The sequence below is a fragment of the Chryseobacterium sp. SC28 genome, from assembly GCF_003932955.1.
Classification (GTDB): domain Bacteria; phylum Bacteroidota; class Bacteroidia; order Flavobacteriales; family Weeksellaceae; genus Epilithonimonas.
In genome coordinates this window covers 203,545-228,988 of sequence record NZ_QOVY01000001.1, presented here as the reverse complement: position 1 = coordinate 228,988, position 25,444 = coordinate 203,545, and the positions used below count along the sequence as shown (strand labels likewise).

Here is a 25,444-nt window from a genome sequence, read left to right as displayed (position 1 = left end):
CCGATCAACCATCAACCACAGACCATCAACTAGATTAATCTACATCTTTATTAAGAAAACGATTTTCTTTCAGTTGCATATTGCCCTTATCGTCGGACAAAAATGTATTGATATTCTGCTCGGAGGCGTTGGCACCATCGATGATGATGTTTTTCCTTTTGAAAGCAGGAACGGTCTCGAAAACATTTTCGTTGTCCAATTGCTGGTAACGGGAATTGAATTCTTTCAGCTTATTTCTTCTTTCCACAGCCTTGGACGCGTCCGGCGTTTTGTTGACAAAGGTAAAGCCGTTATCAGTTTCCGCAGCGGGTTCCGACATTTCGTCTTCTTCTTTGATTTCTTTGGTGTCTGCTAAAAAAGAAAAGCTATGGGCTGGAGCGTCGTCTAATTGTTTTTCTGAAATTTCTTTTTCTGTTGCATCATTTATCACATCGTCAAACGAAGAATTGTCGGCTGTTGCTTCTTTCTCGATGATGGGAAATTCCTTTTCTTCGGCAGATTCTTGCATCGTAAAAGTAACTTCTATGGGTTTTTCGCTTGCTTCGTCTTGTGATGGAGAGGTGGGCTTGTCTTCGATGTCGAAAATGAAAGCCTGGCTCTGCCAATCGAAGTCCTCCGTCAATTCCTCCTCGAAGTTGAAGAGGTTGTACTCTTGGACGTCGTCGTCGGAATGGTCAGAATTGGTTGGCAACTCCTCCCGTATGAAAGTTTCGGTTTCAGCAATCGGTTCTTCGAGCAAGCTCTCGGCGAGGGTGTTGATTGGGAAATTAGAAATTCCGAAATCATCTTCATCTTCTAAACGGAAGAAGTTTTTCCCTGTATCGGATGGTTTGGGCTCTTCCCGTAGTGTGCTTTTGAATGGGGATTCTCTGTTTCTCGAAAAGGAATTCGGCCTGTCTTCCAAAGCATATTTGATGGTTTCTGTAGTTCCTGTGTGTTTTTTATCATCGTTGGAAAATCCGGTTGCAATTACCAAAACACTGACTGCGTCGCCCAGTTCTTCATCTGTCCCGACGCCAAAAATAATGTCTGCCGTGTTGCCTGCTTCTTTCTGGATGTAGTCCATAATGACACCGATCTCATCCATCGTCACTTCGGAAACGCCGCTTCTGATGAGCAGCAGAACATTTTTGGCACCGGTGATTTTGTTGTCATTCAATAATGGCGAATCCAATGCTTTTTTCACGGCTTCCTCGGCTTTTTTCTCGCCGGTTGCAATACCGGTGGACATCAGAGCCGTGCCGGAATTTTGCAGTACAGATTTGGCATCGCGGAAATCGATATTGACATCGAAATAGCCGGTAATCACCTCTGCCATTCCTTTCGCAGCATTAGTCAGCACTTCGTCGGCTTTTGCAAAGCCTTGTTTGAATCCGAGATTTCCAAATTGCTGTCTTAGCTTGTCATTATTAATAACAATCAAGGAATCGACATTATTTCTCAATTTTTCGAGGCCGGCTTCCGCTTGATCTAATCTTCTTTTGCCTTCAAAACTAAAAGGCACGGTGACGATTCCAACGGTAAGGATTCCCATTTCCTTTGCGACTTTTGCAATCACGGGAGCGGCGCCGGTACCTGTTCCGCCGCCCATTCCGGCAGTGATGAAAACCATTTTTGTATTTTGACCCATTGCCGCTTTGATCTCGTCTATGCTTTCGATGGCGGCTTTTTCTCCAACTTCAGGATCTGCGCCGGCTCCGAGACCTTCGGTCATAGAGATTCCCAATTGCACCTTGTTCGACACCGGATTGTTGTCCAAGGTTTGGGCATCGGTATTGCAAATTACGAAATCCACGCCGTAGATTCCTTTTTCGTACATATGTTTCAAAGCGTTGTTGCCGCCCCCGCCAACACCGATGACTTTGATGATGGAGGAATTTCCTTTTGGCAGGTCAAAGGAAAAACCTTGTGTATTCGTTATATTGTCCATTGTAGTTTGTTTTTTTTAATTTATTTGTAAAATCGTTGGTTTAATTAATTTGCTGATTTGTAAAATTGTTTATTTTTTAGTTATGCACTTCAACGATTTTACAATTGATCATTATCGTTACTCTTCTACCTCTTCAAAGAATTTTTTCACCTTATCCAAAATGGATTGTCCGAAGGTGGGTCTGTTTCTTTTTACTTCTTCTTTTCGCCGCGCAACTGTCTCTGCCTGAGTTTGTTGCTGCGTCAGAATTTCCGGCTCATGATCTCGAATTTCATTTTCGTTTTGCGGCTTCAACTCTTCGATGATTTCCTCTTGCGTTGGAGATTTCTTATCTCTGATTTTAAGGCTTTCCATCAGTAAACCGATGGAAGTGGCAAATTCCGGACCTTTTAGATATTGGTTCTTGTCGTTGGCAATATATTCATTGGCAAATCCTATTCTGCTGTCGAATCCCATGATGTAGTTTGCTAACTGGCGAAGATTTCTGAGGTTTGATCCACCGCCTGTCAAAACGATGCCTGCGATGAGTTTTTTCTTTTGTTCAAAAGCGCCGTACGCTTTCAGTTCTGTATTCACCATTTCGAGAATTTCTTCTACACGCGCATTGATAATTTGAGCCAGGGCTTTCAGCGAAATTTCCTTATCCGGACGGCCGTGCAAGCCCGGAATCGTGACGTAAGTGCTGTCTTTCTCAAGTTCGGGAACCGATGATCCGAATTTTACTTTCAGTTGCTCGGCATGTTTCTCGATGATTGAACATCCCTCCTTGATGTCGTCTGTAATAATGCCGCCGCCGTACGGAATCACGCAGGTATGGCGGATAATATTGTCTTTGAAAATAGCGATATCCGTAGTTCCACCGCCGATATCAACGATTGCCACGCCCGCTTCTTTTTCTTCTTTTGTGAGAACCGCCTCGGAGGATGCCAGCGGCTCCAAGGTCAAGGCTTCCATCTCGAGACCGGCTTCGCGAACGCATCTTGCGATGTTTCGGATAGACCCCATCTGCCCCACCACCACGTGGAAATTGGCCTCCAATCTTTTGCCGTGCATCCCGATCGGTTCTTGGATTTCGCCTTCGGAATCCACTTTATAATCCTGAGGCAAAACGTGGATAATCTCTTCCCCCGGAAGCATTACCAGCTTCTTCACCTGGTCTTTTAGTTTTTCGATATCCTCTTCTGTAATATATTGATCCGGATGATCTCTCATGATGTAATCCGAATGCTGCAGAGAGCGGATGTGTTTGCCTGCAATGCCCACCGTCACCTTATGAATAGGCACGCCGGCGCTGGATTGTGCTTCTGCCACTGCGGACTTGATGGAGTTGATGGTTTGCGAAATGTTGTTCACGATTCCTTTGTGAACACCTAAACTTTTTGCTTTGCCCACGCCTAGAACTTCGATTTTCCCGTGAGCGTTTCGTCTTCCGACAATGGCGACAATCTTGGTTGTCCCTATGTCCAGACCTACTGAATAGTCTTGATTTTCCATTATATGCTCGATTTGATTTTTCTAAAATTTATTTAATTCAAAGTCGCAAGTTCTTTGTTGTTTTTGGAAATGCGTTTACCTTTGCAAAGGCATTCCAAATAAGCCAAGGACTTTTTATTTTTGATTATTCTACAATTACTCTTGCTTTTTTCTTCTTCTCAGTTGTTTTGGCAGTTGTTTCTTTCTTTTTGACAGAAGTTTTCTTTTCCGGTTTTTTCTCTACTTTTTTGGTTTCCGTTTTTGCGGGTTCCGCTTTGACAATTATTTTTTTCTCGGGGTTCGGTTCTGGTTTTTGTTCTTTCACCTGGGTTTTTGCAGGAGTAGATGCCGTCGTTTGTGCGGTGTTTTCTTTCGTTTTTTGGATTTCTATTTTGCTTGCATTTCTGAGAATGCTGTCGTTTTCTTTAAAATAAGGATTCAGCGTGGTCACGATTTGATTGTCGTATTTCAGCGAGATCTTTTTATATTTTTCCGGATTTTGGTTGATCAGGTATTTTTCGACAAAAGTTTTGAAACCGGTCATTTTGAAATCGATATGATTGAGATCGCCGATTTCCACCTTGTAATGTCCTTCGCTGGTCAGCAAATTATAATTTCCTTTTTCCTTGGTAATTCCGATGAAAAACTTTTTGCTAAATGGATCTCCATCGATCTTTTCTATCAATTGCCCTAGTTTTATATATTCCGAAGCTTGCACATCGCCCATTACCAACATAGTGGGTAGCGAGAAGTTACTTGAAATCGGGAACTCGACCCCGTTTTTATCCACATAGAAATCTCTTCCATTTTTATTGAGCCTGAAGGCCGGAACCCTTTGTTTGATGTCAACATTCAGGTTTCCGTTCAGGTTTAGATAAACATTGGCGCTGTCCACAAACGGGATTTGGTTAATTTTCTTCTCCAATTCCGGAATATCAATTTCGCCGACTTTCCTCGTTGGATTATATTGTTTTACGAGTTCTTTAATATCCTTTTCATCCACAAAATAAACCGGCGTTTTGCTTTGGATCATATTGATAGAGACATTTTCCATCTTGGCATCGTTGAAACGCTTCAAGGAGAAACTGAGCAGAAATCCAAAAAGGACCGCTGTCACGAGTATTTTCAATATTCTCCACTTGTTTTTCATTTTCTTTCTTTTTTTTGAACGCAACGAACGCTAAGATTTTTTTTCATTAATGCTGATTAATTTCGTTCGCAAAGGCGTTTCACTCAGCAATTCTGTTTATAGTTTATTCACCACTCTTTTCACTCTCTTTTAACGCAACGATCGCTAAGATTTTTTTCATTAATGCTGATTATTTTCGTTCGCAAAGGCGTTTCACTCAGCAATTATGTTTATAGTTTATTCACCACTCTTTTCACTCTCTTTTAACGCAACGAACGCTAAGATTTTTTTTCATTAATGCTGATTAATTTCGTTCGCAAAGGCGTTTCACTCAGCAATTCTGTTTATAGTTTATTTACCACTCTTTTCACTCTCTTTTAACGCAACGAACGCTAAGATTTTTTTTCATTAATGCTGATTATTTTCGTTCGCAAAGGCGTTTCACTCAGCAATTCTGTTTATAGTTTATTCACCACTCTTTTACTCTCTTTTAATGCAATGAACGCTAAGATTTTTTTCATTAATGCTGATAAATTTCGTTCGCAAAGGCGTTTCACTCAGCAATTCTACTTATAATTTATTTACCACTCTTTTCACTCTATTTTAACGCAACCAACGCTAAGATTTTTTTTCATTAATGCTGATTAATTTCGTTCGCAAAGGCGTTTCACTCAGCAATTCTGTTTATAGTTTATTTACCACTCTTTTCACTCCATTTTTAAATAATGTTGAGTGAAAATTTAAAATCATTCCCAATTTTAATTCTGTCAATCTCAAGTAATTTAGAAGTTGAAAAAAATGATAATCATTAATTTCCGAAACTGCTTTTACCTCGATAATCAATTTGTTTTCAATTAATAAATCAACCCTAAATGCTCTTTCAATTGTTAAATTTTCATACTCAATTTTAATATCTTTTTGTCTTTCGACAATCAATTCTCTTTCTTTAAGTTCGTAATTCAAACATTCTTCATAAACATTCTCATAAAGACCAACTCCAAGTTTGCGATGAATTTTCATTCCCGCATCAAATACAATACTTGAAATTTCGTTTTCTGTCATATTTTTTTAATTCAAGAAGCTCTAAGTTTTTTTGTTAAAATTGATTTCCCTTGCACCTTCATTTGCTGAGTGAAACGCCTTTGCGCCCGAAGCATATTTTCAATATTTAAAAAATCTCTTTGCGAACCTTGCGTTTAAATCAAACCCTCGTTAGCCACTCTACGATGCCATCATAAAGTGTGTCGATATTTCCGGCTCCGACGGTCAAAAGCACATCAAATTCCTTTTCTTTTATTAATTTAAAAGCCTCTTGCAACGAGCAGACTTTTTTGTTTTCAATTTCAATTTTTTCTGCTAACCACGCCGAAGTGATGCCTTCATATTTTTCCTGAAGTTCTCTTGCCGGATAAATATCCAGTAGCAATAGGTCATCTGCCTTTTCCAAACTTCGAGCAAAATCCTCCGCAAAATCTCTCGTTCTGCTGAACAAATGCGGCTGGAAAACCACCAGCAGTTTCTTAGTCGGGTAAAAGGTTTTTATCGAACCAATGACGGCATTCAGCTCTGTTGGGTGGTGCGCATAATCATCGATATAAATCTTCCCATTGTCGAAAATATGCTTTGTATATCTTCTTTTGATGCCTTTGAAACTGGCAATGGCCTTCTTCAAAGTTTCGAAATCGACCCCCAGATTGCTAAGAATTGCCAAAGCAGCGGTTGCGTTTTCGACATTATGAATGCCCGGAATTTCCCAAACAAAATCTTCGATTTCTTCCGTTGGCGTGTGGAAATCGAAATAGATTTTGTCGTGATCCATTCTCAGATTATCGGAATAATAATCCGCTTCCTCGTTCACGGCGTAAGTCAAATGACCTCGCCCGATGGCAATTCCTTTTCTCACAAAAAGCCGATGATCATCCGGAACCAACGTTGCAAAGGCGCGGAACCCTTCTTCAATCTGAATTCTGTCTCCATAAATATCCAAATGATCTGCATCAATTGAAGTGACGACCGCCCAATCCGGCGACAGATTAAGAAAACTTCTGTCGTATTCATCGGCTTCAACAACAGAGAATTGGTTTCCGTTGTAATCGAAATTGGATTTGAAATTCTCCGATATGCCTCCCAAAAATGCCGACGAAGGCAAATTGGCTTCTTTGCAGAGATGCGCGATCAAAGTGGAGGTCGTAGTTTTGCCGTGCGTTCCTGCAACGGCGATGCAATCTGTGTTTTCGGTAACTAGTCCGAGAACTTTTGCACGTTTTAGGATTTCAAAACTTTCGCTTGCGAAATAATCCAAAATGCCCAGTTTTTTGATGGCTGGCGTATAGATGACGAGCGTATTTTCTTTGTCTAAATTTTTGATTTTTTCATTAATGACATCTTCAAAAGCAATATCAATTCCTTCGGAAACTAGAGCAGCGGTGAGTTTGGTTTCGGTCTTATCATATCCCAAAACTCTTTTGCCATTGGCATGGAAATATCTTGCGAGCGCACTCATCCCGATCCCGCCGATGCCAACGAAATAGAAGTTTTGATATTTATTTAAGATGCCCATCGCTTGGTTTATATTTTTATATCTAAGTTTTTTAAAATCTCATCGACAATCTCTTCCGTCGCTTTTGGTTTGGCAAAAAACTCAAGATTCTGTGACATTTCTTTCCTGAGATTGTCATCTTCGCAGATTTCCAGAAGTGTCTGCCAGAATTTATCCTTCATTTCATCGTCTTTTACCATTCTCGCTGCATTTTTCTCCACCAAGGTCAAAGCATTTTTGGTCTGATGATCTTCTGCCGCAAACGGGAATGGCACCAACAGAATCGGTTTCTTCGCAACGGCCAATTCCGAAATTGCAATCGCGCCGGCTCTGGAAACTATCACGTCTGCTGCGGAATATGCCAAAGCCATATCACTGATAAATTCTCTCACGAGTATCTGGTTGTCGGTTGATGGTTGATGGTTGTCAGATTGTAATCTATCAAGTATATTTTGATAATCGCTTTTCCCGGTTTGCCAGATCAGTTGATATCCTTTGTCCTTTAATTTATCTAAATTGGCTTCCCAAGCGTGGTTCAAGGTTCTGGAACCAAGCGAACCTCCGACGGAAAGAATGGTTAATCTATTTTGGTTCAAGCCCAATTTTTCCTTCGCCAAATCCTTATCAATCAAATCAGTAATGATATTTTGCCGAATTGGATTTCCCAGGAAAAAAGTTTTCGTTCCCGAGAAATATTTCTCCATATCGGGATAAGCCGTAAAAACTGCTTTCGCTTTTTTTGCATTGAAAACATTGGTTTTTCCGGGCAGAGAATTCTGTTCCTGAATGAAAGTCGGAATCTCCATCTGCGCCGCAACGTACAAGGCTGGTCCGCTGGCGAACCCCCCCGTGCCAACCGCAAAATCCGGTTTGAAATCTTTAATAATTTTTTTTGCCTTAAGCAAACTGGAAACAATTTTGAAGGGCAGTCCGAGATTTTTCATAAGATTTCCTCTGTCGAATCCGGCGATGTTCAAACCTTCGATTTTGAATCCGGCTTGCGGCACTTTTTCCATTTCCATTTTGCCATTGGCGCCGATGAACAAAAACTCAGCGTCGGGAAATCTTTTCTGGATCTCCTGAGCAATGGCAACCGCCGGAAAGATGTGTCCACCGGTTCCGCCGCCGCTAAGTAATATTTTTAGTTTTTTGTTCATTAAGCAATATCATTTATTTCCTCCAAACTCTGTCTTTTGCCCAGTCCTTCTTCGTCATAAACCTGGATTCGCGAACTGACATTGAGAATGATTCCCAACTGAATGTAAGTTACCAACATCGATGTTCCGCCATAACTGATCAGCGGCAAAGGTTGACCTGTAACCGGAATCAGATTGATGGCAACGGCAATATTCATCGATAATTGGACGAAGATCATTAGTCCGATGGACAAAACCAGCAAGGTGCCGAAAAACGCAGGCATCTTGCTGGCAATCATCACAATCCTAATAATCATAATCATATAAAGACCGATGAGCACAAATGCGCCCATCCAGCCATATTCTTCTACGATGATGGCAAAAATAAAATCGGAAACCGACTGTGGTAAGGTCTGTTTTAATGCACTCTTTCCCGGTCCAATGCCGTTGAAACCGCCGTGAACAATGGCTGCTTTGGCTTGGTTGACTTGATAGTTTTTGGCTTTATCGACTTCATTATCGATTTCATTCACTTTTTTTCCGTCAAAGAAAACTTCGATCCTGCTCATCCACGTGTGGACGCGATTGCTTTTGATCAAATCCGTCTTCAGCGCCACAAACAAAAACATACTGATGAATAGAGCAGCGGTGACGATAAATCCCGCAATGTATTTGAAATCCAACTGTCCGATAATTAGAATCGCGATGGAAATGAGCAAGATCATCATTCCGGTGGAGCCATTGTCTTTGACCACCAAGCCAAATACAATCAGAATAGGACCGAAAATATAAATGATATTCTCCAGCGGAACCCGCTCTCTTTTGACCCGCTTGGAAAGATATCGGCAGAGATAGATGACGAGCATCAGATAGGCAAACGACGAGGGCTGGAAGGAAATCGGTGTTCCCGGAATCTTGAGCCAGCGAGAAGCACTTGCTCCTTCGATTTTTTGGCCCGTGAACATCGTAATCAATAGTAAACCAATCGTAAACAAAAGCAGAATAGAACTCAGTTTTCCGATATATTCGTACTTCACAGTTCCTACGAAACGCATAATTCCCAAACCTATCAAAACGAAAATAATATGCTTGAGAACATGGCCGGTTGTGGTGCCGTTGTTGACAATATATTCCAAATTGGAGCTGGCAGAATAAACCGGAAATACCGAAAGCAGGGAGATCAAAATGATCACCGACCAAAGGACTTTGTCTCCTTTCAGCAGCTCAAATTTGTTATCTGTATTTTGGTTTTCCATAATCCTATCCCAATTCTTTTTACAATCGGGTGGGTTTTAATTGTTAATAATTAATTCGTTTAATACTTCTTTTTTGAACTGATTTCCTCGGTCTTCGTAGCCATTGAATAGGTCGAAACTTGCGCAACACGGCGACAAAAGAACCACATCGCCTTTCTCCGCAATAGATTTGGAAACTTCCACGGCTTTCTGCATACTCGATGTGTCGTAGATTTTCGTTTTTTTGTCTTTGAAAAAATCGATAATCTTTTGATTGTCAATTCCTAAGCAGACAATGGCTTTCACTTTTCTTTTGACAAGATCTTCGATTTCTGAATAATCGTTTCCTTTATCTTTTCCGCCGACGATCCAAACGACCGGCTGTTTCATGCTTTCCAAGGCGAAATAGGTAGCGTTCACGTTGGTTGCTTTGCTGTCGTTGATGTATTTGACGCCTCTGATTTCTGCCACAGGTTCCAATCTGTGCTCAACCGCCTGGAAAGTCATTAAAGAATTTCTAATACTTTGATTGCTGATTTCCAGCAACTTGCCGGCGATGCTTGCAGCCAAGCTGTTGGCGACATTATGCTTTCCGATCAAGGATAATTCGTTGATATTCATTGTGAAACCGTCATTGACATTTACTACAAAATTCTCATCGATGGCATACGCGCCTTTTTCTAATTTTTCTGTCATTGAGAAAGGGACTTTGGTCACTTTCAAGTTTAGCTTGCCGAGAAGAGATTTGCTCATTTCATCATCTTTGTTATAGATAAAAAAGTTATCGGCATCCTGATTTTCTGCTATTCTGAACTTTGCCAAAGCATATTCTTCATAATTGTAATTGTACTGATCCAGATGATCCTTAGACAAATTCAATAGCAAAGAAATATAGGGCCTAAAGTTTTGAATGTTATCCAATTGAAAGCTGCTCACTTCCAAAACATAATAATCAAAATTCTCCTTGGCGACTTGCTTTGCAAAGCTTTTTCCGATGTTGCCGCCGAGTCCGACGTTGAAACCGTCCTCTTTTAAAATATAATAAATCAAAGACGTCGTTGTGGTTTTCCCATTACTACCGGTGATTGCGATGATTTTAGCATCTGTAAACTCCGATGCAAACTCGATTTCCGATGACAATCGGATTCTTTTTTCCTGAATCTTTTGAATCATATCAGCTTTTTTGGGGATGCCCGGGCTTTTTATAATCCAGTCGGCGTTGAGGATTTTCTCTTCCGAATGTTTCCCTTCTTCATAATCAATCCCAAGTTCATCGAGCTCTTTTTTGTAATTTTCGCGGATCCTTCCCATATCCGAAAGAAACACATCAAAGCCTTTGGCCTTTGCTAAATAAGCTGCACCCACACCGCTTTCTCCGCCACCAAGTATTACTACTCTCATATTATTTTTGTTGTAAAATGTATGATGTACAAAGTAAAATGACTTTTAAGTTGCGCATCATTTGGTGATTAATTTTTAATTTATTCTGTAAAAAATACGTTGTACATTATACTTTTTACATTTTACAATTCCCTATCTAGTTTTTAAAGTGATTAAGCAAATGATTGCCAGCATTACGCCCAAGATGATCATTCGGTTCACGATTTTGCTTTCGTGGAAACCTTCTTTCTGAAAATGATGGTGCAACGGCGACATCTTGAATAATCTATTGTTTTGGGCATATTCCAACCCATATTTTCTTTTTCTGTATTTGAACACCCAAACTTGCAGGATTACTGACAAGAGTTCTATCAGGAAAACCCCACACAAGACAGGAATCAGCAATTCTTTTCTCAGGATAATTGCCAAAACGGCGATCACGCCGCCCAGCATCAAACTGCCCGTATCGCCCATAAAAACCTGCGCCGGATAAGTGTTGTACCAGAAAAATCCGATGACGGCACCCACCAAAGCGAGGGCAAAAATGGTGGTCTCGCCCATATGCGGAAGGAACATAATATTGAGATAATCTGCAAAAATGATATTTCCGGAGAGGTAGGCAAAAAATGCTAAGGTCAATAAAATAACGACGCTCGTTCCGGCTGCGAGACCATCGATACCATCGGTAATATTCGCACCGTTGGAAACTGCCGTTACGATAAAAATCACAATCGGGATGAAGACGATCCAGGCCCATTCGTGCGCTTTGGCATCATCCATCCAAAAGAGAATGCCGCTGTAGTCGAACTCGTTGTTTTTGGTAAAAGGCAATGTGGAAACGGGGATTTTCTCCTCAGGCATAAAGTTTTGTTCTACATTATTTCTATTGATGACGCCTGCATCGGCATATTTTCTTTTCACTGTGATGTCTGGATGAAAATACATCGTAATGCCGACAATCAGGCCCAGACCGACCTGGCCAATCACTTTGAATTGACCGCTCAATCCATCTTTGTTCTTTTTCACTTTTTTGAGATAATCGTCCAAAAATCCGATGGCGCCCATCCATAAGACGGAAATAATTAAAAGAACGATGTAAACATTGGTGATTCTGGTAAACAACAAAACAGGAATGATGGTTGCCAAGATGATGATCAGTCCGCCCATCGTTGGCGTTCCTTCTTTCTGCTTTTGCCCTTCCAGACCGAGATCCCGTACCAATTCGCCCATTTGTTTTTTTCGAAGGAAATTGATTATCCGTTTTCCGTAAGCCAGCGCAATGATGAGCGATAGCAACACGGCCATTGCCGCACGGAACGAAATGTATTTGAACAAGTTCATACCGGGAATGTGGATATCGTGAGCGGTTAAATATTCGTATAGATAATATAGCATTCGTCTTAGTTTAATTTATTCATTGCAATTCTTACAAACTGAGGATTTGTGAACATTGTCTTTTTCCTATTACTCCAGTTTTCCAAATAATTAATAACCTCTTTCTCCTCAGTAATACTTTTCTCTTTCATAATAAAATCTATTGTTGAAAGTAACTCCAATCCAAATGCAGAATAGAAACCTGACAAAAATGCTTTTGTTTTTTCTGCTATAGCTTTATATTCATTATTTTCTGGTTTGGATAGGTATTCATCCACTTCTTTTTCAGATTCCATAACAATTCTTAATTCTTCGAAAGGTCTTTTATCTTTTGAGCTATATCCCATAATATAACTTCCGTTCAAATAATGTAAAACATGTTTTACTTTTCCTGAATATGGTCCATAAAAATTTTGCTTAAATTCTAACTTAAAAGCATCCTTTGCTCCAAAATTTTGTAAAAAATAGGCGATTTTTTCTGATGCAAATTCTGAAACAAATTCACCATTTTTAGCTAAATCATATAGAACTGATAAAAGCATTGCTCTCGCAGGCGTCAGTTTTACTCTTTCTTTTTTTAAGACTTCTGTTATCGTTGCATTCGGTTCATAAATAAGCACTTCTGCTTCGGTTTGCGATAAATATTTTTCTAAAATTGGTTTAACTTTATTCCAATCCAAACCACCGTTTCCAGCCCCTAATGGTGGAATAGCAATTGATTTTATATTTTTTTCTTTGATTACTTTAACTAATTCTACTAATCCAGCTTCGATATACTTATACTCTGAAGGTAAACGCCAGTGAGTTTTAGTTGGGAAATTTATGATCGTCTTCTTTCCTGACAGAACATTTTCTTCAGTTACCAAAAGCTGACCTACATTTAATTCTTTATTTTTACAGGCTTCAGAATACTTTTTGTAATTATTCGGGAAGGCATTTTTGAATTGTAATGCAATACCTTTTCCCATTACACCAACTGTATTCACTGTGTTTACTAAAGCCTCAGCATCACTTTCTAATAAATTACCTGTTATATAGTGTATCATATTTAAAAATAATAGTTAGGTTTAACACTAATTTGATTACCCTTGATTCCAAAGGCCTCCATTTTTCTTTTTGCATTTTCATTAAAAACAACATAACCTAGAATTGCTTTTTTATCAATATCTCCAAGAACTAAAAATTCTGCTTCCTTTCTTCTTTTTCTATCCAAATCATTTTCGTCTTTCCAATATTTTGCATTTACAGCATTCCAATCAATAATTTCATCTATATTCTTAATATCTGAAACATTATATTGAGTCGAAAATCCATCAACTGCGTGTCCATTTGTAAACACAAAATCAGCATTTTGTTCCATAATTTTTTGAACTGAACTCACACAATAGACAATATTCTCTGCGGGAGTTGGAATTACAAGGTTAAATCCTTTCTGAACCACATATAACATTGGTGTTCTAACTCCAAAATAGAAAGGAATATATTCTCCTAGAAGTTTTCCATTATCTAATAAAAAATTATTTCTTGTATTAATCAAACTATTATCGCCAATTGGGACAAAGTCAGGATTAGCATTTGGAGAATCGGAATGAGTAATCCCACACTGAAGAATATGAGGAATATTCTCAATATGTGTCATTCTAAATAGATATATTTTATCCAATTCTGCCATTACTACATTAATTTTACTTTCCCATTAATTTTAATAGTTCTCTAATCGTCTCTTTGTCATCAAAATGATGTTTCACACCGTTGATTTCTTGATACGTTTCGTGGCCTTTGCCCGCCACCAAAACGATGTCTTTTGGCTCAGCAAACTTGATGGCCATTTTTATCGCCTCTCTTCTGTCAGGAATCGAAGTGTACTTGCTAAAATTCTGCGGCTGAATTCCCGCTTCAATTTCTTTGATAATTTGAGCAGGATCTTCCGTCCTTGGATTGTCCGAGGTAATGATCGCCAAAGTGGATTTTTTCGTAGCAATGTCTCCCATTTCCGGACGTTTGGTTTTGTCTCTGTCGCCGCCACAACCGAAAACGCAGATCAACCTTTCGTTTTTGGTTCTGATCTCGTTGATGCTGTCCAGCACGTTTTCCAACGCATCCGGCGTATGCGAATAATCGACGACGAAGAAAATGCCACTGTCGGATTTTATCGTTTCGAAACGTCCGTTGACGCGGTGAAGCATAGAAATGGCCTGCAAAACCTCATCTTCATTCATTCCCAATTCCAAAGCAATTCCGTAGGCCAACAGTAAATTATAGGCGTTGAATTTCCCGGTCAAGGTTGTCCAGAATTCTTTTCCGTTAAAATTCAGCAGCATTCCGTTGAAATCCACTTCCAGCACCTTTCCGTGGAAATCTGCCATCGTTTTCAAGGCGAAGGTTTTCTTCTTGGCTTTGGTGTTTTGAAGCATTACCAAGCCGTTTTTGTCATCAGCATTCGTGATGGCAATCGCAGAATCTTCCAATTCGTCAAAGAATCTTTTCTTAGCATAGATGTAATTCTGAAACGTTTTGTGATAATCCAAATGGTCGTGCGTGATATTGGTAAAACCTGCGATCTTGAAATGCAAGCCCTCCGTTCTGTTTTGGACGATGCCGTGCGAACTCACTTCCATAAAAGCATATTCACAACCCATTTCAACTGCCTTTGCCAACATTTGATTTAATCTGATGACGTCTGGTGTTGTGTGAGTAGATGGGATAATTTCGTCCCCAATTCTATATTCAACCGTCGAAATCAGAGCAGATTGATAACCCAAGGTTTTGAAAATGTCGAATAGCAAAGTCGTCACGGTCGTTTTTCCGTTGGTTCCGGTAACGCCGATTACTTTTAATTTTTGAGAAGGATTTCCGTAAAAGTTAGAAGCCAAATGGCCCAATACTTTGGAAGAATCTTCAACTTTTATATAAGTCACCTCGCCATTAATTTCTGAAGGCAGTTCTTCGCAAACGATCACTTTCGCGCCTTTATCGATGGCGGAATTGATGTAGGAATGGCCGTCGGAAACCGTTCCTTTCACAGCTACATACAAAGAATTTTCCACAACTTTTCTGCTGTCGAAAACCACTTCGGACACTTCTCTTTCCAGAGTTCCAATGGTTTCTAAGATCGTGATTCTTTGTAATAAATCTTTTAATTTCATTTTTATTGATAGGATTTCGTCCTATTCTTTGTAATAAATCTTTTAATTTCCTTAACGTCAATAGGATTTCATCCTATTCTTTGCTAAGCCGTCCCGTTGGGACTTTTTCATAAATTTTAATTCTGGAGTTCCAAATATATTCGTTGATTTTTACCAATGTAAGAGCCTTCCGCGGGAAATTGTCCTTTAATCTTGCCAACGCCTTTATAATCAACACGGTAACCCAAATTTTCCAATTGCGGAATGACATTTTTCCCAATCATTCCCACGACGTTTGGCATCGAATCTCTTTTGACAGTGAGTTTCACATTTGGTTCCACCATTTTGTTGAGGTTCACTTTACGCTCCACCAACATTTCTTTTTCCACATTCAAAGGCGTTTTAAGGAAAGTTTTTCCCGCAATTTCTTTGAAAACCGGTGCCGAAACCGATCCTCCATAAAATCCCTTGGACGTATCCGGCTGATTGACGACCACGATACACGTATATTTCGGATTGTCGGAAGGATAAAAACCCGCAAACGAAGCCTGATAGCGCATCGGGCCGGGCAGCCAATATAAAATTCGCGCCGTACCAGTTTTGCCGGCAATTTTCAGATTCGGGGTATAGATGCTTTTCGCCGTTCCTTTTTCTACAGCTTTGGTTAGCGCACTAGTCATCATTTCGATGGCTTTGTCGGACGCCATTTTCTTCACCATCACTTCCGGTTTTGCTTCATACAGAATATTTCCGTCTTTCATTATTTTATCGATGAAAAGCGGCTTTACCATCTTGCCCTTGTTGGCAATCCCGTTATAAAAAGTCACAAGCTGCAGCAGCGGAAAACTCGATGAATAGCCGTAAGCCAATGATGCCAAAGTGGCTCTGTTCCATCGTTTGCTTTGAGGCGTCTGGATCGAGGGTTTTGCAATTCCGGGCAATTCGATCTGCATTTTGTCAAACATTTTCCAACGTTTCAAATGGTCGATGAAAACTTCCGGCTTGTCGGCATAATGCGTTGTAATGATCTTCGCTGCGCCCACGTTGCTGGATTTTGCCAACACATCGCTCACGTCATAAGTGCCACCGCCGTGGCCATCGGAAATCCGCTGTCCGGCATAAGTCCACACGCCGTTTCCGATGTTGACTTTCGTATTTTCATCAATAAAACCATCGTCCATCGCGGCTAAAAGGGAAACTGTTTTAAAGGTGGAACCAGGTTCCTGAGCGTCTTTTACAGTGTAATTGTATGCATCGACATACATCCCCGGTTCGGTTCTTCGTAAATTGACCATTGCGCGGACTTTACCGGTTTGCACTTCCATCACGACAACGCTTCCGTGATCGGCGTCAAATTTGATCAGTTGATTTTCCAAGGCTGTATGCGCAATATCCTGAATCCTGAGATCCAAAGTAGTGTAAACATCCTGCCCGTCAACAGGCTCGCGAACCTTCCAGTAATCGATTGGTTTCCATTGGGTTGCGTTGATTCTCTGTTCCAGTCTTTTCCCGTCTATTCCTGTCAGATATTTGCTGAATGCGCCTTCCAGCCCCGATTTGGATTCGCCATTGTCTGCGCCGATGGTGCCGGAACCGATTTGAATGGTAGCCAATTCTCTGTGAAAATTTCTTTCGACGATGAAACCGCCTTTGTTCTTGCCTTTTTTGAAGATCGGAAATTTCCTTATTCTATCGTACTCATCGAAGTCCAGACCTCTTGCTAAAAGGTAATATTGATTATTTTTTTGGTTCTGAGCATCCAGTTTTGCGCGGAAATAGCTTCTCGGCTTGTCGAACATTTTACTGAGAGAATCCGTCAGTGCTGCAATATTGTTGGTGTAGATAGTATCTCTCATCGATTTGAAATCCAGATAGATATCGTAGCGCATCACGGTGGTGGCCAAGATCGATCCGTCCGAAGCATAGAGATTTCCGCGGGCGGCTTTCAGAGTGGCTTCGCGATAGTTTTTGCTGATATAATTGTCTTCAAACTCCTTCACATTGGTGTTTTGAAGCACTAAAATTCTTGCTAAAAAAACCGCAAACAAAAAGAAGGCTCCGAGCACAAAAAGGTAGCCCCACTTGAGTGCGTTGGCGCGTTTCTTTTGGTAATCGTTATTCGGACTTCTCATCGGTACTGTCTGGTTTTATCAATAATTTGAGTGGATGGCTGTCTAAGCTCACGAGTGAATCCTGCACCATTTCTTTTCCCAACTCGGATTCCATTCTTATTTTTATCAGCCTGCTTTGTGCGTAGGCATTTCGGGATTTGTATTCTTCTGTTTCTTCTTTCAACTTGTTGATACGCTCTATTTTGGTGTTCACGTGGTGATTGGTGTAGATCATTATCAGCAACAGTCCGAAGATGAAGAGAAAATATTTATAATGGGCTTTTACCTCATCGCGGTTAAGAAAATTCCCCTTTATGATGTCCATAAAAGTGAGTTTCTTCTGTTTGCTTTGAGTTAATTTTGCCATTTTTTGGTTGTTTGTTGTCGGTTGACAGTTGTTAGATTTAGAATTTCTCCAACAACCATCTACTAAAAATCATCAACTATAATTTTGTTCCTATTCTCATTTTTGCGCTTCTTGCGCGTGAGTTTTCTTCTATTTCTTTATCATCGGGGACGGTTGCTTTTGTTTTCAGTAGTTCAAAAGTTTTTTTATAATTCCCGTAGATATCACGCTTTGGTTCGCCCTCGAACATTCCGTTTTTCAGGAATCTTTTTACCAACCGATCTTCCAAAGAATGATAGGAAATCACTACCAATCGGCCCTCCGGTTTCAAAACTTTATAGGACTGAATTAATAACTCTTTCAATGCCTCCAATTCCTGATTCACTTCAATTCTTATCGCCTGAAAAATCTGAGCGAAGAATTTATTTTGTTTGAAAGCCGGGATGTAGCTGAAAAGTGATTTCAAATCATCCGTCGTATTGATTTTTTTAGTTTTTCTGTGATGAACGATTTCTCTGGCCAACTTTCTGGATTCCCTTAATTCGCCATAATTGTATAGCACATTCGCCAGATCTTCCTCCTCATATTCATTGATGATTTTCTTAGCATCTATATTTTGCCTCACATTCATTCTCATATCCAAAGGCGCCTTGCTTCGGATGGAAAATCCCCGCTGAGCCTCATCAAACTGATGCGAAGAAACACCCAAATCGGCCAAAATTCCGTCCACGCTCGTGACGCCGTAAGCCAATAACGAATTCTCCAAAAACCTGAAATTCTGATTGATAAGCGTGAATCTGGGGTCATCAATATTGTTTTTCAGAGCATCCAAGTCCTGATCGAAAGCGTACAACTTTCCTTTTTCAGAAAGCCTGCGGAGAATTTCGCGGGAATGGCCGCCGCCGCCGAAAGTGCAATCCACGTAAATCCCGTCTGGATTGGTAACCAAACCATCGACACTCTGCTGGAGCAAGACCGGATTGTGATACATTTTTTAGGTTTTAGTTGATCGTTGTCGGTTGACAGCTCTTTTCTTTATTCTTGGTTCTTAGAATCTAAATTTCCCATCACATCTTCGGCGAGATTTGCAAAATCCATTTCGCTTACCACGATGACTTGTTCGTAGGATTCTTTATCCCAAATTTCAAACAATTCGCCGGCGCTTGTAATCACGATTTCCTTGCTGAGGTTCGCATACTGCGTCAGATCTTTGCTGATTTGCAAACGACCCACATTGTCCATTTCCACTGTTTTCACCCCGGCGGTAAACATTCTGACGAAGTCTGCGTTTTTCTTTACAAAACGATTCAGCGCATTAATCTTCTCCATCAGTTGGTCCCACGGCGCCATCGGATAGACTTCCAGACATTTTTGGAACACCGATCGCTTGACGATAAATGGTTGATCGGCAAAATTTTCCATCTGCTTCGTAAGCGAAGCAGGCAGTTTGATGCGCCCTTTGTCATCAATCTTGCACTCGTATGTCCCAATGAAGTTTTTCATTTGGAGCAAATTTATATAAAATTTTACCACATTTTACCACTTTTGCCCACAATTATACTTAATGTTTATAACTTTTTCATTTTATCACATTGTTGGCTAATGGTTTGATTTGAAATCGATTAAAGAAAAAATGAAAGAAAGGCTTTCCAATAAAGGTTTTTCTGCGCGCAGCATAAAAAAATTGAATGAAAATATTTGATATTTCAATCTAATCCACAAATCCTTATCTTTGATCAATGAATTATTTGGATGCACTTAACTGGCGATATTCTGTAAAGAAATTTGATGGAAAGAAAATTCCGTCGGAAAAACTGAACAATATTCTGGAAGCGGGCCGCCTGTCGGTCAGTTCACAAGGACTTCAGCCTTATCACCTTTTAGTCGTTGAGAATGAAGCGACGATTCAGAAGTTGGTGCCGGCTTTTTACAATCCGTCGCAGATCAAAACGTGCTCTCACCTCATTGTTTTGGTTTCTAAGACTAATATTAATAAAGCGTATGTGGACAATTACTTCAGTCATATTATCAACGAGCGCGGCGTCACTTTGGAGCAACTATCGGCTTTCAGAAAAAACATCAATGTCCTTTTGGAAACGCTGACTCCGAAAGAAATGGAAAGTTGGGCCGAGAAGCAAAGCTACATCGTTCTGGGCTCTCTTATAATGGCTGCGGCACTGGAACAGATCGACAGTTGCCCTATGGAAGGTTTCAAAGCCGACCTCTTGGAAGAGTTTTTGGACGTTGATAAGAAAAGCGAAAAAATTACCGTTGTTCTGGCTCTGGGCTATCGCGCAGCAGACGATCCTTTCCAAGATTTCAAAAAAGTGAGAAAACCTGCGGATAAATTCATCAAATTTCTGTAATTTTAATCTTTCAATTTCATAATATATAATGATAAAAACAGACGTTCTCGTCATCGGTTCCGGAATCTCAGGCCTTTCTTATGCCATCAAGATTTCCGAACAATTGCCGGAGACAAAGATCATCATCGTGACCAAAGCCAACGAAGATGAAAGCAACACCAAATATGCACAAGGCGGCCTGGCAGTGGTTACAGATTTCACCAAAGATAATTTCCAAAAACATATAGACGACACACTGCGGGCAGGAGATTACATCAATGACCCCGAAATCGTAAAAATGGTGGTGGAAGAAGCACCGCTAAGATTCCATGAAATCGTGGAATGGGGCGCCAAATTCGATCAGGAAAAAGGCCGATATGCCCTCGGAAGAGAAGGCGGACACACGGAAAACCGAATTGTACATCACAAAGACATCACCGGTTTTGAGATCGAAAGAGCGCTGCTGGAAACCGTAAAAAACTCTCCGAATATCGAATTGCTGGCGCACCATTATGTCATCGATCTCATTACCCAGCACCACGTTCCCAATAAGGAATTCGATAAAGAAAACCTCGACTGCTACGGCGCTTATATCCTAGACGAGAACAACAAAAAAATAAAAAAAATAACGGCCAAAATTACATTGGTTGCGACGGGCGGCGCAGGCCACGTTTACAGAAACACGACCAATCCCATTATTGCTACTGGAGACGGAATCGCCTTCGTTCACAGAGCGCACGGCAAGGTTTCCAATATGCAATACTACCAGTTCCACCCGACGGCGATGTACTCCAAAAGAGAGGGAATGCTCTTCCTGATTTCGGAAGCTGTGCGCGGGGATGGGGCAAAATTGAGAACCAAATCCGGAAAGCGCTTTATGCACAAGTATGACGAGCGAGAAGAATTGGCTTCCCGAGACATCGTTGCAAGAGCAATCGACAATGAACTGAAGATCAGCGGAGACAGCTACGTTGGCTTGGACTGTCGCGAAATGGACAAGGAAAAATTCATCCATCACTTCCCAAATATTTATCAAAAATGCCTGGATGAGGGCATAGATCCGATGAAAGAACCGATCCCCGTGGTGCCGGCTTGCCATTATTTGATGGGCGGAATTGAAATTGACAGAGATGGACAGTCCTCCATCAAAAATCTGTTTGCAGTGGGCGAATGTACCAATTCCGGACTTCACGGCGCCAATCGGTTGGCGTCCAATTCATTATTAGAAGGTTTGGTATTCGGGCATAATGCAGCGATGAAAACAGTCGAACTTTTAAAAGAAAACGATTTTAATTTTGATGACCTCAAGGCTGTCCCGGAATGGAATGACGAAGGGATGAAAATGATGGACGAAATGGTTCTGATAACGTACCTCCGAAAACAACTTCAGGAAATGATGAGCGATTTGGTCGCCATTGTGAGAAGCAATGCGAGACTGGAACTCGCGAAGAAAAAACAGCGCGAAATCTATGAAGCGGTAACTGAACTTTATAACTATTCTATCCTTTCGCCACAGCTTTCGGAATTGAGGAATCTTGTGAATGTTTCTTATTTGATTATCAAGCAATCATTAGAAATGAAAGAGAATAAAGGGGCGTTTTATAATAAGGATTTGGCTACGAAACCGCTTGTAATCAATGAGTAATTAACTGAAATATACTAAAACAATTGCGTGACGAAATGGACAATGCAACGCTTGGATTGATAATTTGCAAAACGAAAGATGACATTATTGCAGAATATTCTTTGACAGATTTGCACAAACCCTTGGGAATTTCTTCCTACGAATTAAGAAAAATATTGCCCGAAAACCTTAAATCTTCCCTCCCAAGCATTGAAGAAATTGAAAATGAGCTTAATAAGAACATCCACACCAAATGAAGAGACCCGCCTACGCCAGCGACAAAGTCCTGAAAGAATTCATCAAAACAGCTTTGGAAGAAGATATACAGAGCGGTGACCATTCTACGCTTTCCACCATTCCAAAAGCCCTGGAGCAAAAGGCACAGCTTATTGTAAAAGAAGATTGCATCCTTGCGGGAGTAGAATTGGCAGAAATTATTTTTAAATTTTTTGACAAAAATCTAAAAGTAGAAGTGTTCATTAAGGATGGCGAACCGGCAAAGAAAGGTGACATCGCTTTTATAGTTTCGGGAAAAGCAAGATCAATTCTGTCCACAGAAAGATTGGTTCTCAACTGTATGCAAAGGATGAGCGGCATCGCAACGATGACGCACGACTGGAACTCCCGATTGATCGGAACCAAAACAAAACTTCTGGACACCAGAAAAACTACGCCCAATTTCCGTGTATGCGAAAAATGGGCGGTCGCCATCGGCGGAGGAACCAATCACAGATTCGGATTGTACGATATGATAATGCTGAAAGACAACCACATCGATTACAACGGAAGCATTACCAATGCGGTGAAAATGGCGAGAGATTACGTCAAAAAAAACAAGCTAAAACTTAAGATCGAGGTCGAAACGAGGAGTCTCGATGAAGTAAAAGAAGCCGTGGCGGTTGGCGCCGACCGGATAATGTTTGACAATATGCCGGTAGAAATGATGGCAGAAGCCGTAAAAATCGTCAACAAGAAATCCGAAACAGAAGCCTCCGGCGGAATCGGGCGTGATATGTTAAATTTGGTGGCAAAAACAGGGGTAGATTTTATCTCAGCGGGCGCCTTGACCCATTCTTATAGCAATATCGACCTCAGTCTCAAGGCTTTACAGATTTAACATTCTATTAACAGATACTGACTATTTTTTTAAGACTTTTGCGACATAAAATCTTAAAAGAATGAAAATGTTATCGAAAAAACCGGCATTGGTCCTTATGCTGACGATGAGTACGGCAAGTTTTTACTTCGCCCAAACTACTCAGGATACACTGACACAGAGTAATGACATCGAACAAGTTGTGCTGACAGGCGTTGCTGACATCGCAAAAGACAGGAAGACGCCTGTGGCAGTTTCCACAGTCAAAGAAGCACAAATTGTCGAAAGACTTGGTAACCAAGAATTCCCTGAAATCTTAAACACCACGCCTTCCGTTTATGCTACAAAATCGGGTGGTGGTTTTGGAGATAGCAAAATTGGTATTCGTGGATTTGACCAAATTAATATTGCGGTGATGATAAACGGTATGCCCGTGAACGATATGGAGAACGGGGCTGTTTATTGGTCAAACTGGGCAGGTCTTTCCGATGTAACTTCGGCAATCCAAGTGCAGCGCGGTTTGGGTTCTTCCAAATTGGCCATCGCTTCAGTGGGCGGAACCATCAACGTTTTTACAAGATCAGCCGATAAAAAGCAAGGCGGTGTTGTAACGGCCGGCGTTGGAAATGACGGATATTACAAATCTTCCTTTGCTTACAACACAGGTAAGTCCAATAAAGGATGGTCTTCGTCCTTTTTGTTGTCTAGAACAGCAGGAAACACTTATGCTGACGGAACCAAATTTGAAGGTTATAATTATTATTTCGCACTGGGTTTTCAGCCTAACCAAAAACATGACTTTCAATTCACTTTCACAGGAGCTCCTCAAGAACACAACCAAAGAGCTTACCAGATCAAGCTTTCTGAACTTTTAAAATATGGTTCCGATGGAAAACCGGACAGAAGATACAATGCGGATTGGGGATATTTGAACGGAAGAGAATATTCCAACAGAGTAAACTACTATCATAAACCCATCATGTCTTTGAACTGGGATTATACGATGAGTGAAGATTCCAAATTGAATACCGTGGTTTATGCTTCTTTTGGTAGGGGAGGTGGTACCGGAGATCTAGGAAGTGTAGGAGGAAAAAGACTAAGTGCTTTCCGAGATGCAACTACCGGGCTTTACAACTGGGATGCGGTGGTCGCAGCAAACGAAGCTTCAAATCCTGATGCAGGACAGCTTATCAGAAGATCATCCGTCAATTCACATAACTGGTTTGGTTTGATCTCCAACTTCAACCACAAGATTACGGATAACTTCAATTTTAGCGTAGGTATTGACACCAGATATTATAAGGTTATCATTATCAAGTTGTTAGCGATCTTTTGGGTGCTTCCGCCTATAAAGATACTTCAAACAAAAATATCCCGCCCAACTACGTTTCTACTGTTTACGAGCCAAGACCGGACTGGAATCCTTTTGGCGGAAGCATTGACCCAATTGCCGACAGAATAGGCTATAGCAACGATGGTGAAGTCTTGTGGTATGGCGGTTTTGGTCAACTTGAATATTCTAATGACGACCTTTCTGTATTTGTACAAGGAGCGGTTTCAAACCAAAGCTTCCAAAGAATCGATAACTTTATCAAAGACGGAACCGTGGTCACCGCCGGAACCCTGCATACAAAAACCGGCTTCGAGGATATCGTGGGATATAACGTTAAAGGAGGTGCCAATTACAACATTAATGAAAATCACAACGTTTTCGCAAATGTCGGCTATTACTCCAAGCAGCCTTTCTTTAATGCCGTTTTCCCAAATAACCAAAACCTTGTCAACCCCTATTTAACCAATGAAAAAATCTTTGGTGTAGAAGCCGGCTACGGATTCCGCTCTTCTTTCTTCAATGCCAATGTCAACCTTTACAATACTTCTTGGAAAGATAGATTCCTCAGAAGAAGTGAGACTGTCAACGGTGTAAGAGGTTATTCCAACATCACAGGGATTACCGAAATCCACCAAGGAATCGAGATCGATATGAATGCGAAAATCAATGAGATGTTTGCATTGACAGGAATGTTCTCAATAGGTGACTGGAAATATGACGGCAATGCGCAAGGTAATTTGTTTAATGACAACAACGAACCGATGGACACGAACGGAAATACAGTCGCAGAACCGGCAACCTCCACCTTGTATCTGGACAAAGTTAAAGTAGGAAATTATGCTCAAACCACTGCCGCAGTAGGCCTCGATGTCACGCCCTTCAAAAACTTCAAATTCAATGCACAGTACAGATATGCAGATAATCTTTATGCTAATCTAAATGTGCTTAACTTCAGAACTCAAGAGGCCGCAGACAAGGGTTCGTTGAAATTACCTAGCTTTGGTCTGGTAGATTTGGGCGCATCCTATATGATTCCTCTGAACGATAAGCAGTCATTTACAATTAGAGGAAATGTATATAACTTGTTTGACACTTACTATATTCAAGAATCCTATACCAATATTCACCAAGGAGATAGCAATGCTGCCGGAACGACCTATGACGGGATCGATGTGGCAAACGAAGTTTTCTACGGATTTGGCACCACTTGGTCAGCATCCGTATCATTCAACTTCTAAATAAAATTTTTAATCATCACAAATCCCCTC

The 25,444-nt window shown here is 40.7% G+C and carries 20 protein-coding genes and 1 pseudogene; 5 read left to right on the top strand and 16 right to left on the bottom strand.

All coding sequences use genetic code 11. The annotated features are described in order from the left end of the window. Window positions 1–34 precede the first annotated feature (34 nt). The 16 genes from ftsZ to mraZ all read right to left on the bottom strand — a co-directional run bounded on the left by ftsZ (window position 35) and on the right by mraZ (window position 19,281). Window positions 35–1,930, bottom strand: coding sequence for a cell division protein FtsZ (gene ftsZ, locus DTW91_RS01055; RefSeq protein WP_125201566.1), 1,896 nt, complete (start codon window positions 1,928–1,930; stop codon window positions 35–37). Window positions 1,931–2,047: 117 nt separating this feature from the next. Then, window positions 2,048–3,424: a cell division protein FtsA gene (gene ftsA, locus DTW91_RS01050; protein ID WP_125201565.1), complete on the bottom strand. Its 1,377-nt coding sequence runs from the start codon at window positions 3,422–3,424 to the stop codon at window positions 2,048–2,050. A 124-nt stretch (window positions 3,425–3,548) separates the two neighbouring features. Next, on the bottom strand, window positions 3,549–4,553 hold the full coding sequence (locus DTW91_RS01045) for a cell division protein FtsQ/DivIB (protein ID WP_228412602.1): 1,005 nt from the start codon (window positions 4,551–4,553) through the stop codon (window positions 3,549–3,551). A 663-nt stretch (window positions 4,554–5,216) separates the two neighbouring features. Beyond that, the gene (locus DTW91_RS01040; protein WP_125201564.1) at window positions 5,217–5,594 is read right to left on the bottom strand and encodes a GxxExxY protein; all 378 of its coding nucleotides are present in this window, start codon (window positions 5,592–5,594) and stop codon (window positions 5,217–5,219) included. A 139-nt stretch (window positions 5,595–5,733) separates the two neighbouring features. Next, window positions 5,734–7,092, bottom strand: coding sequence for a UDP-N-acetylmuramate--L-alanine ligase (gene murC, locus DTW91_RS01035; RefSeq protein ID WP_125201563.1), 1,359 nt, complete (start codon window positions 7,090–7,092; stop codon window positions 5,734–5,736). Window positions 7,093–7,100: 8 nt separating this feature from the next. Next, window positions 7,101–8,228: an undecaprenyldiphospho-muramoylpentapeptide beta-N-acetylglucosaminyltransferase gene (gene murG / locus DTW91_RS01030; RefSeq protein ID WP_125201562.1), complete on the bottom strand. Its 1,128-nt coding sequence runs from the start codon at window positions 8,226–8,228 to the stop codon at window positions 7,101–7,103. After that, on the bottom strand, window positions 8,228–9,463 hold the full coding sequence (locus DTW91_RS01025) for an FtsW/RodA/SpoVE family cell cycle protein (protein WP_125201561.1): 1,236 nt from the start codon (window positions 9,461–9,463) through the stop codon (window positions 8,228–8,230). Before DTW91_RS01025 ends, murG begins: the two co-directional genes overlap by 1 nt. A 36-nt stretch (window positions 9,464–9,499) precedes the next feature. Next, window positions 9,500–10,843, bottom strand: coding sequence for a UDP-N-acetylmuramoyl-L-alanine--D-glutamate ligase (murD, locus tag DTW91_RS01020; RefSeq protein ID WP_125201560.1), 1,344 nt, complete (start codon window positions 10,841–10,843; stop codon window positions 9,500–9,502). 132 nt (window positions 10,844–10,975) lie between these two features. Further along, complete coding sequence (gene mraY, locus DTW91_RS01015) at window positions 10,976–12,217, bottom strand: phospho-N-acetylmuramoyl-pentapeptide-transferase (RefSeq protein WP_125201559.1); 1,242 nt, start codon at window positions 12,215–12,217, stop codon at window positions 10,976–10,978. 5 nt (window positions 12,218–12,222) lie between these two features. Beyond that, on the bottom strand, window positions 12,223–13,242 hold the full coding sequence (locus DTW91_RS01010) for a macro domain-containing protein (protein WP_125201558.1): 1,020 nt from the start codon (window positions 13,240–13,242) through the stop codon (window positions 12,223–12,225). 2 nt (window positions 13,243–13,244) lie between these two features. Further along, entirely contained in the window at window positions 13,245–13,868 is a 624-nt protein-coding gene (locus DTW91_RS01005) for a DUF4433 domain-containing protein (protein WP_125201557.1), read from the bottom strand. Window positions 13,869–13,881: 13 nt separating this feature from the next. Then, the gene (locus DTW91_RS01000) at window positions 13,882–15,342 is read right to left on the bottom strand and encodes a UDP-N-acetylmuramoyl-L-alanyl-D-glutamate--2,6-diaminopimelate ligase (protein ID WP_125201556.1); all 1,461 of its coding nucleotides are present in this window, start codon (window positions 15,340–15,342) and stop codon (window positions 13,882–13,884) included. Window positions 15,343–15,458: 116 nt separating this feature from the next. Beyond that, window positions 15,459–17,453, bottom strand: coding sequence for a penicillin-binding transpeptidase domain-containing protein (locus DTW91_RS00995; protein ID WP_125201555.1), 1,995 nt, complete (start codon window positions 17,451–17,453; stop codon window positions 15,459–15,461). Then, window positions 17,437–17,799: an FtsL-like putative cell division protein gene (locus DTW91_RS00990; protein ID WP_125201554.1), complete on the bottom strand. Its 363-nt coding sequence runs from the start codon at window positions 17,797–17,799 to the stop codon at window positions 17,437–17,439. The genes DTW91_RS00995 and DTW91_RS00990 overlap by 17 nt, the downstream gene beginning before the upstream one ends. Window positions 17,800–17,875: 76 nt before the next feature. After that, window positions 17,876–18,769 (bottom strand): 16S rRNA (cytosine(1402)-N(4))-methyltransferase RsmH, encoded by an 894-nt coding sequence (gene rsmH / locus DTW91_RS00985; protein ID WP_125201553.1) that lies wholly within the window; start codon window positions 18,767–18,769, stop codon window positions 17,876–17,878. Window positions 18,770–18,813: 44 nt separating this feature from the next. Then, window positions 18,814–19,281, bottom strand: a complete 468-nt coding sequence (gene mraZ, locus DTW91_RS00980; protein ID WP_125201552.1) for a division/cell wall cluster transcriptional repressor MraZ — start codon at window positions 19,279–19,281, stop codon at window positions 18,814–18,816. Window positions 19,282–19,517: 236 nt separating this feature from the next. Here mraZ and DTW91_RS00975 point away from each other — a divergent pair, with 236 nt between their 5' ends. The 5 genes and pseudogenes from DTW91_RS00975 (at window position 19,518) to DTW91_RS00955 (ending at window position 25,414) form a co-directional block, all read left to right on the top strand. Next, window positions 19,518–20,144, top strand: a complete 627-nt coding sequence (locus DTW91_RS00975; RefSeq protein ID WP_125201551.1) for an NAD(P)H-dependent oxidoreductase — start codon at window positions 19,518–19,520, stop codon at window positions 20,142–20,144. 28 nt (window positions 20,145–20,172) lie between these two features. Continuing rightward, on the top strand, window positions 20,173–21,768 hold the full coding sequence (nadB, locus tag DTW91_RS00970; protein ID WP_125201550.1) for an L-aspartate oxidase: 1,596 nt from the start codon (window positions 20,173–20,175) through the stop codon (window positions 21,766–21,768). A 23-nt stretch (window positions 21,769–21,791) separates the two neighbouring features. Continuing rightward, window positions 21,792–22,004: a PDDEXK nuclease domain-containing protein gene (locus tag DTW91_RS00965; RefSeq protein ID WP_228412601.1), complete on the top strand. Its 213-nt coding sequence runs from the start codon at window positions 21,792–21,794 to the stop codon at window positions 22,002–22,004. Next, a complete protein-coding gene (nadC, locus tag DTW91_RS00960; RefSeq protein WP_125201549.1) occupies window positions 22,001–22,864 on the top strand; it encodes a carboxylating nicotinate-nucleotide diphosphorylase in 864 nt (287 codons plus the stop codon). Before DTW91_RS00965 ends, nadC begins: the two co-directional genes overlap by 4 nt. Window positions 22,865–22,925: 61 nt before the next feature. Next, a pseudogene (locus DTW91_RS00955) lies at window positions 22,926–25,414 on the top strand (TonB-dependent receptor). Window positions 25,415–25,444 lie beyond the last annotated feature (30 nt).

What these genes read in the sequence shown, in the direction of transcription:
- DTW91_RS01040 (WP_125201564.1), bottom strand. Translation starts at nt 5,594, where the DNA reads ATGACAGAAAACGAAATTTCAAGTATTGTATTTGATGCGGGAATGAAA.
- nadC (WP_125201549.1), top strand. Translation starts at nt 22,001, where the DNA reads ATGAAGAGACCCGCCTACGCCAGCGACAAAGTCCTGAAAGAATTCATC.
- DTW91_RS01010 (WP_125201558.1), bottom strand. Translation starts at nt 13,242, where the DNA reads ATGATACACTATATAACAGGTAATTTATTAGAAAGTGATGCTGAGGCT.
- DTW91_RS00975 (WP_125201551.1), top strand. Translation starts at nt 19,518, where the DNA reads ATGAATTATTTGGATGCACTTAACTGGCGATATTCTGTAAAGAAATTT.
- DTW91_RS01005 (WP_125201557.1), bottom strand. Translation starts at nt 13,868, where the DNA reads ATGGCAGAATTGGATAAAATATATCTATTTAGAATGACACATATTGAG.
- mraY (WP_125201559.1), bottom strand. Translation starts at nt 12,217, where the DNA reads ATGCTATATTATCTATACGAATATTTAACCGCTCACGATATCCACATT.
- ftsA (WP_125201565.1), bottom strand. Translation starts at nt 3,424, where the DNA reads ATGGAAAATCAAGACTATTCAGTAGGTCTGGACATAGGGACAACCAAG.
- murC (WP_125201563.1), bottom strand. Translation starts at nt 7,092, where the DNA reads ATGGGCATCTTAAATAAATATCAAAACTTCTATTTCGTTGGCATCGGC.
- mraZ (WP_125201552.1), bottom strand. Translation starts at nt 19,281, where the DNA reads ATGAAAAACTTCATTGGGACATACGAGTGCAAGATTGATGACAAAGGG.
- DTW91_RS00995 (WP_125201555.1), bottom strand. Translation starts at nt 17,453, where the DNA reads ATGAGAAGTCCGAATAACGATTACCAAAAGAAACGCGCCAACGCACTC.
- DTW91_RS01025 (WP_125201561.1), bottom strand. Translation starts at nt 9,463, where the DNA reads ATGGAAAACCAAAATACAGATAACAAATTTGAGCTGCTGAAAGGAGAC.
- DTW91_RS01045 (WP_228412602.1), bottom strand. Translation starts at nt 4,553, where the DNA reads ATGAAAAACAAGTGGAGAATATTGAAAATACTCGTGACAGCGGTCCTT.
- ftsZ (WP_125201566.1), bottom strand. Translation starts at nt 1,930, where the DNA reads ATGGACAATATAACGAATACACAAGGTTTTTCCTTTGACCTGCCAAAA.
- DTW91_RS01000 (WP_125201556.1), bottom strand. Translation starts at nt 15,342, where the DNA reads ATGAAATTAAAAGATTTATTACAAAGAATCACGATCTTAGAAACCATT.
- DTW91_RS00990 (WP_125201554.1), bottom strand. Translation starts at nt 17,799, where the DNA reads ATGGCAAAATTAACTCAAAGCAAACAGAAGAAACTCACTTTTATGGAC.
- murG (WP_125201562.1), bottom strand. Translation starts at nt 8,228, where the DNA reads ATGAACAAAAAACTAAAAATATTACTTAGCGGCGGCGGAACCGGTGGA.
- murD (WP_125201560.1), bottom strand. Translation starts at nt 10,843, where the DNA reads ATGAGAGTAGTAATACTTGGTGGCGGAGAAAGCGGTGTGGGTGCAGCT.
- rsmH (WP_125201553.1), bottom strand. Translation starts at nt 18,769, where the DNA reads ATGTATCACAATCCGGTCTTGCTCCAGCAGAGTGTCGATGGTTTGGTT.
- nadB (WP_125201550.1), top strand. Translation starts at nt 20,173, where the DNA reads ATGATAAAAACAGACGTTCTCGTCATCGGTTCCGGAATCTCAGGCCTT.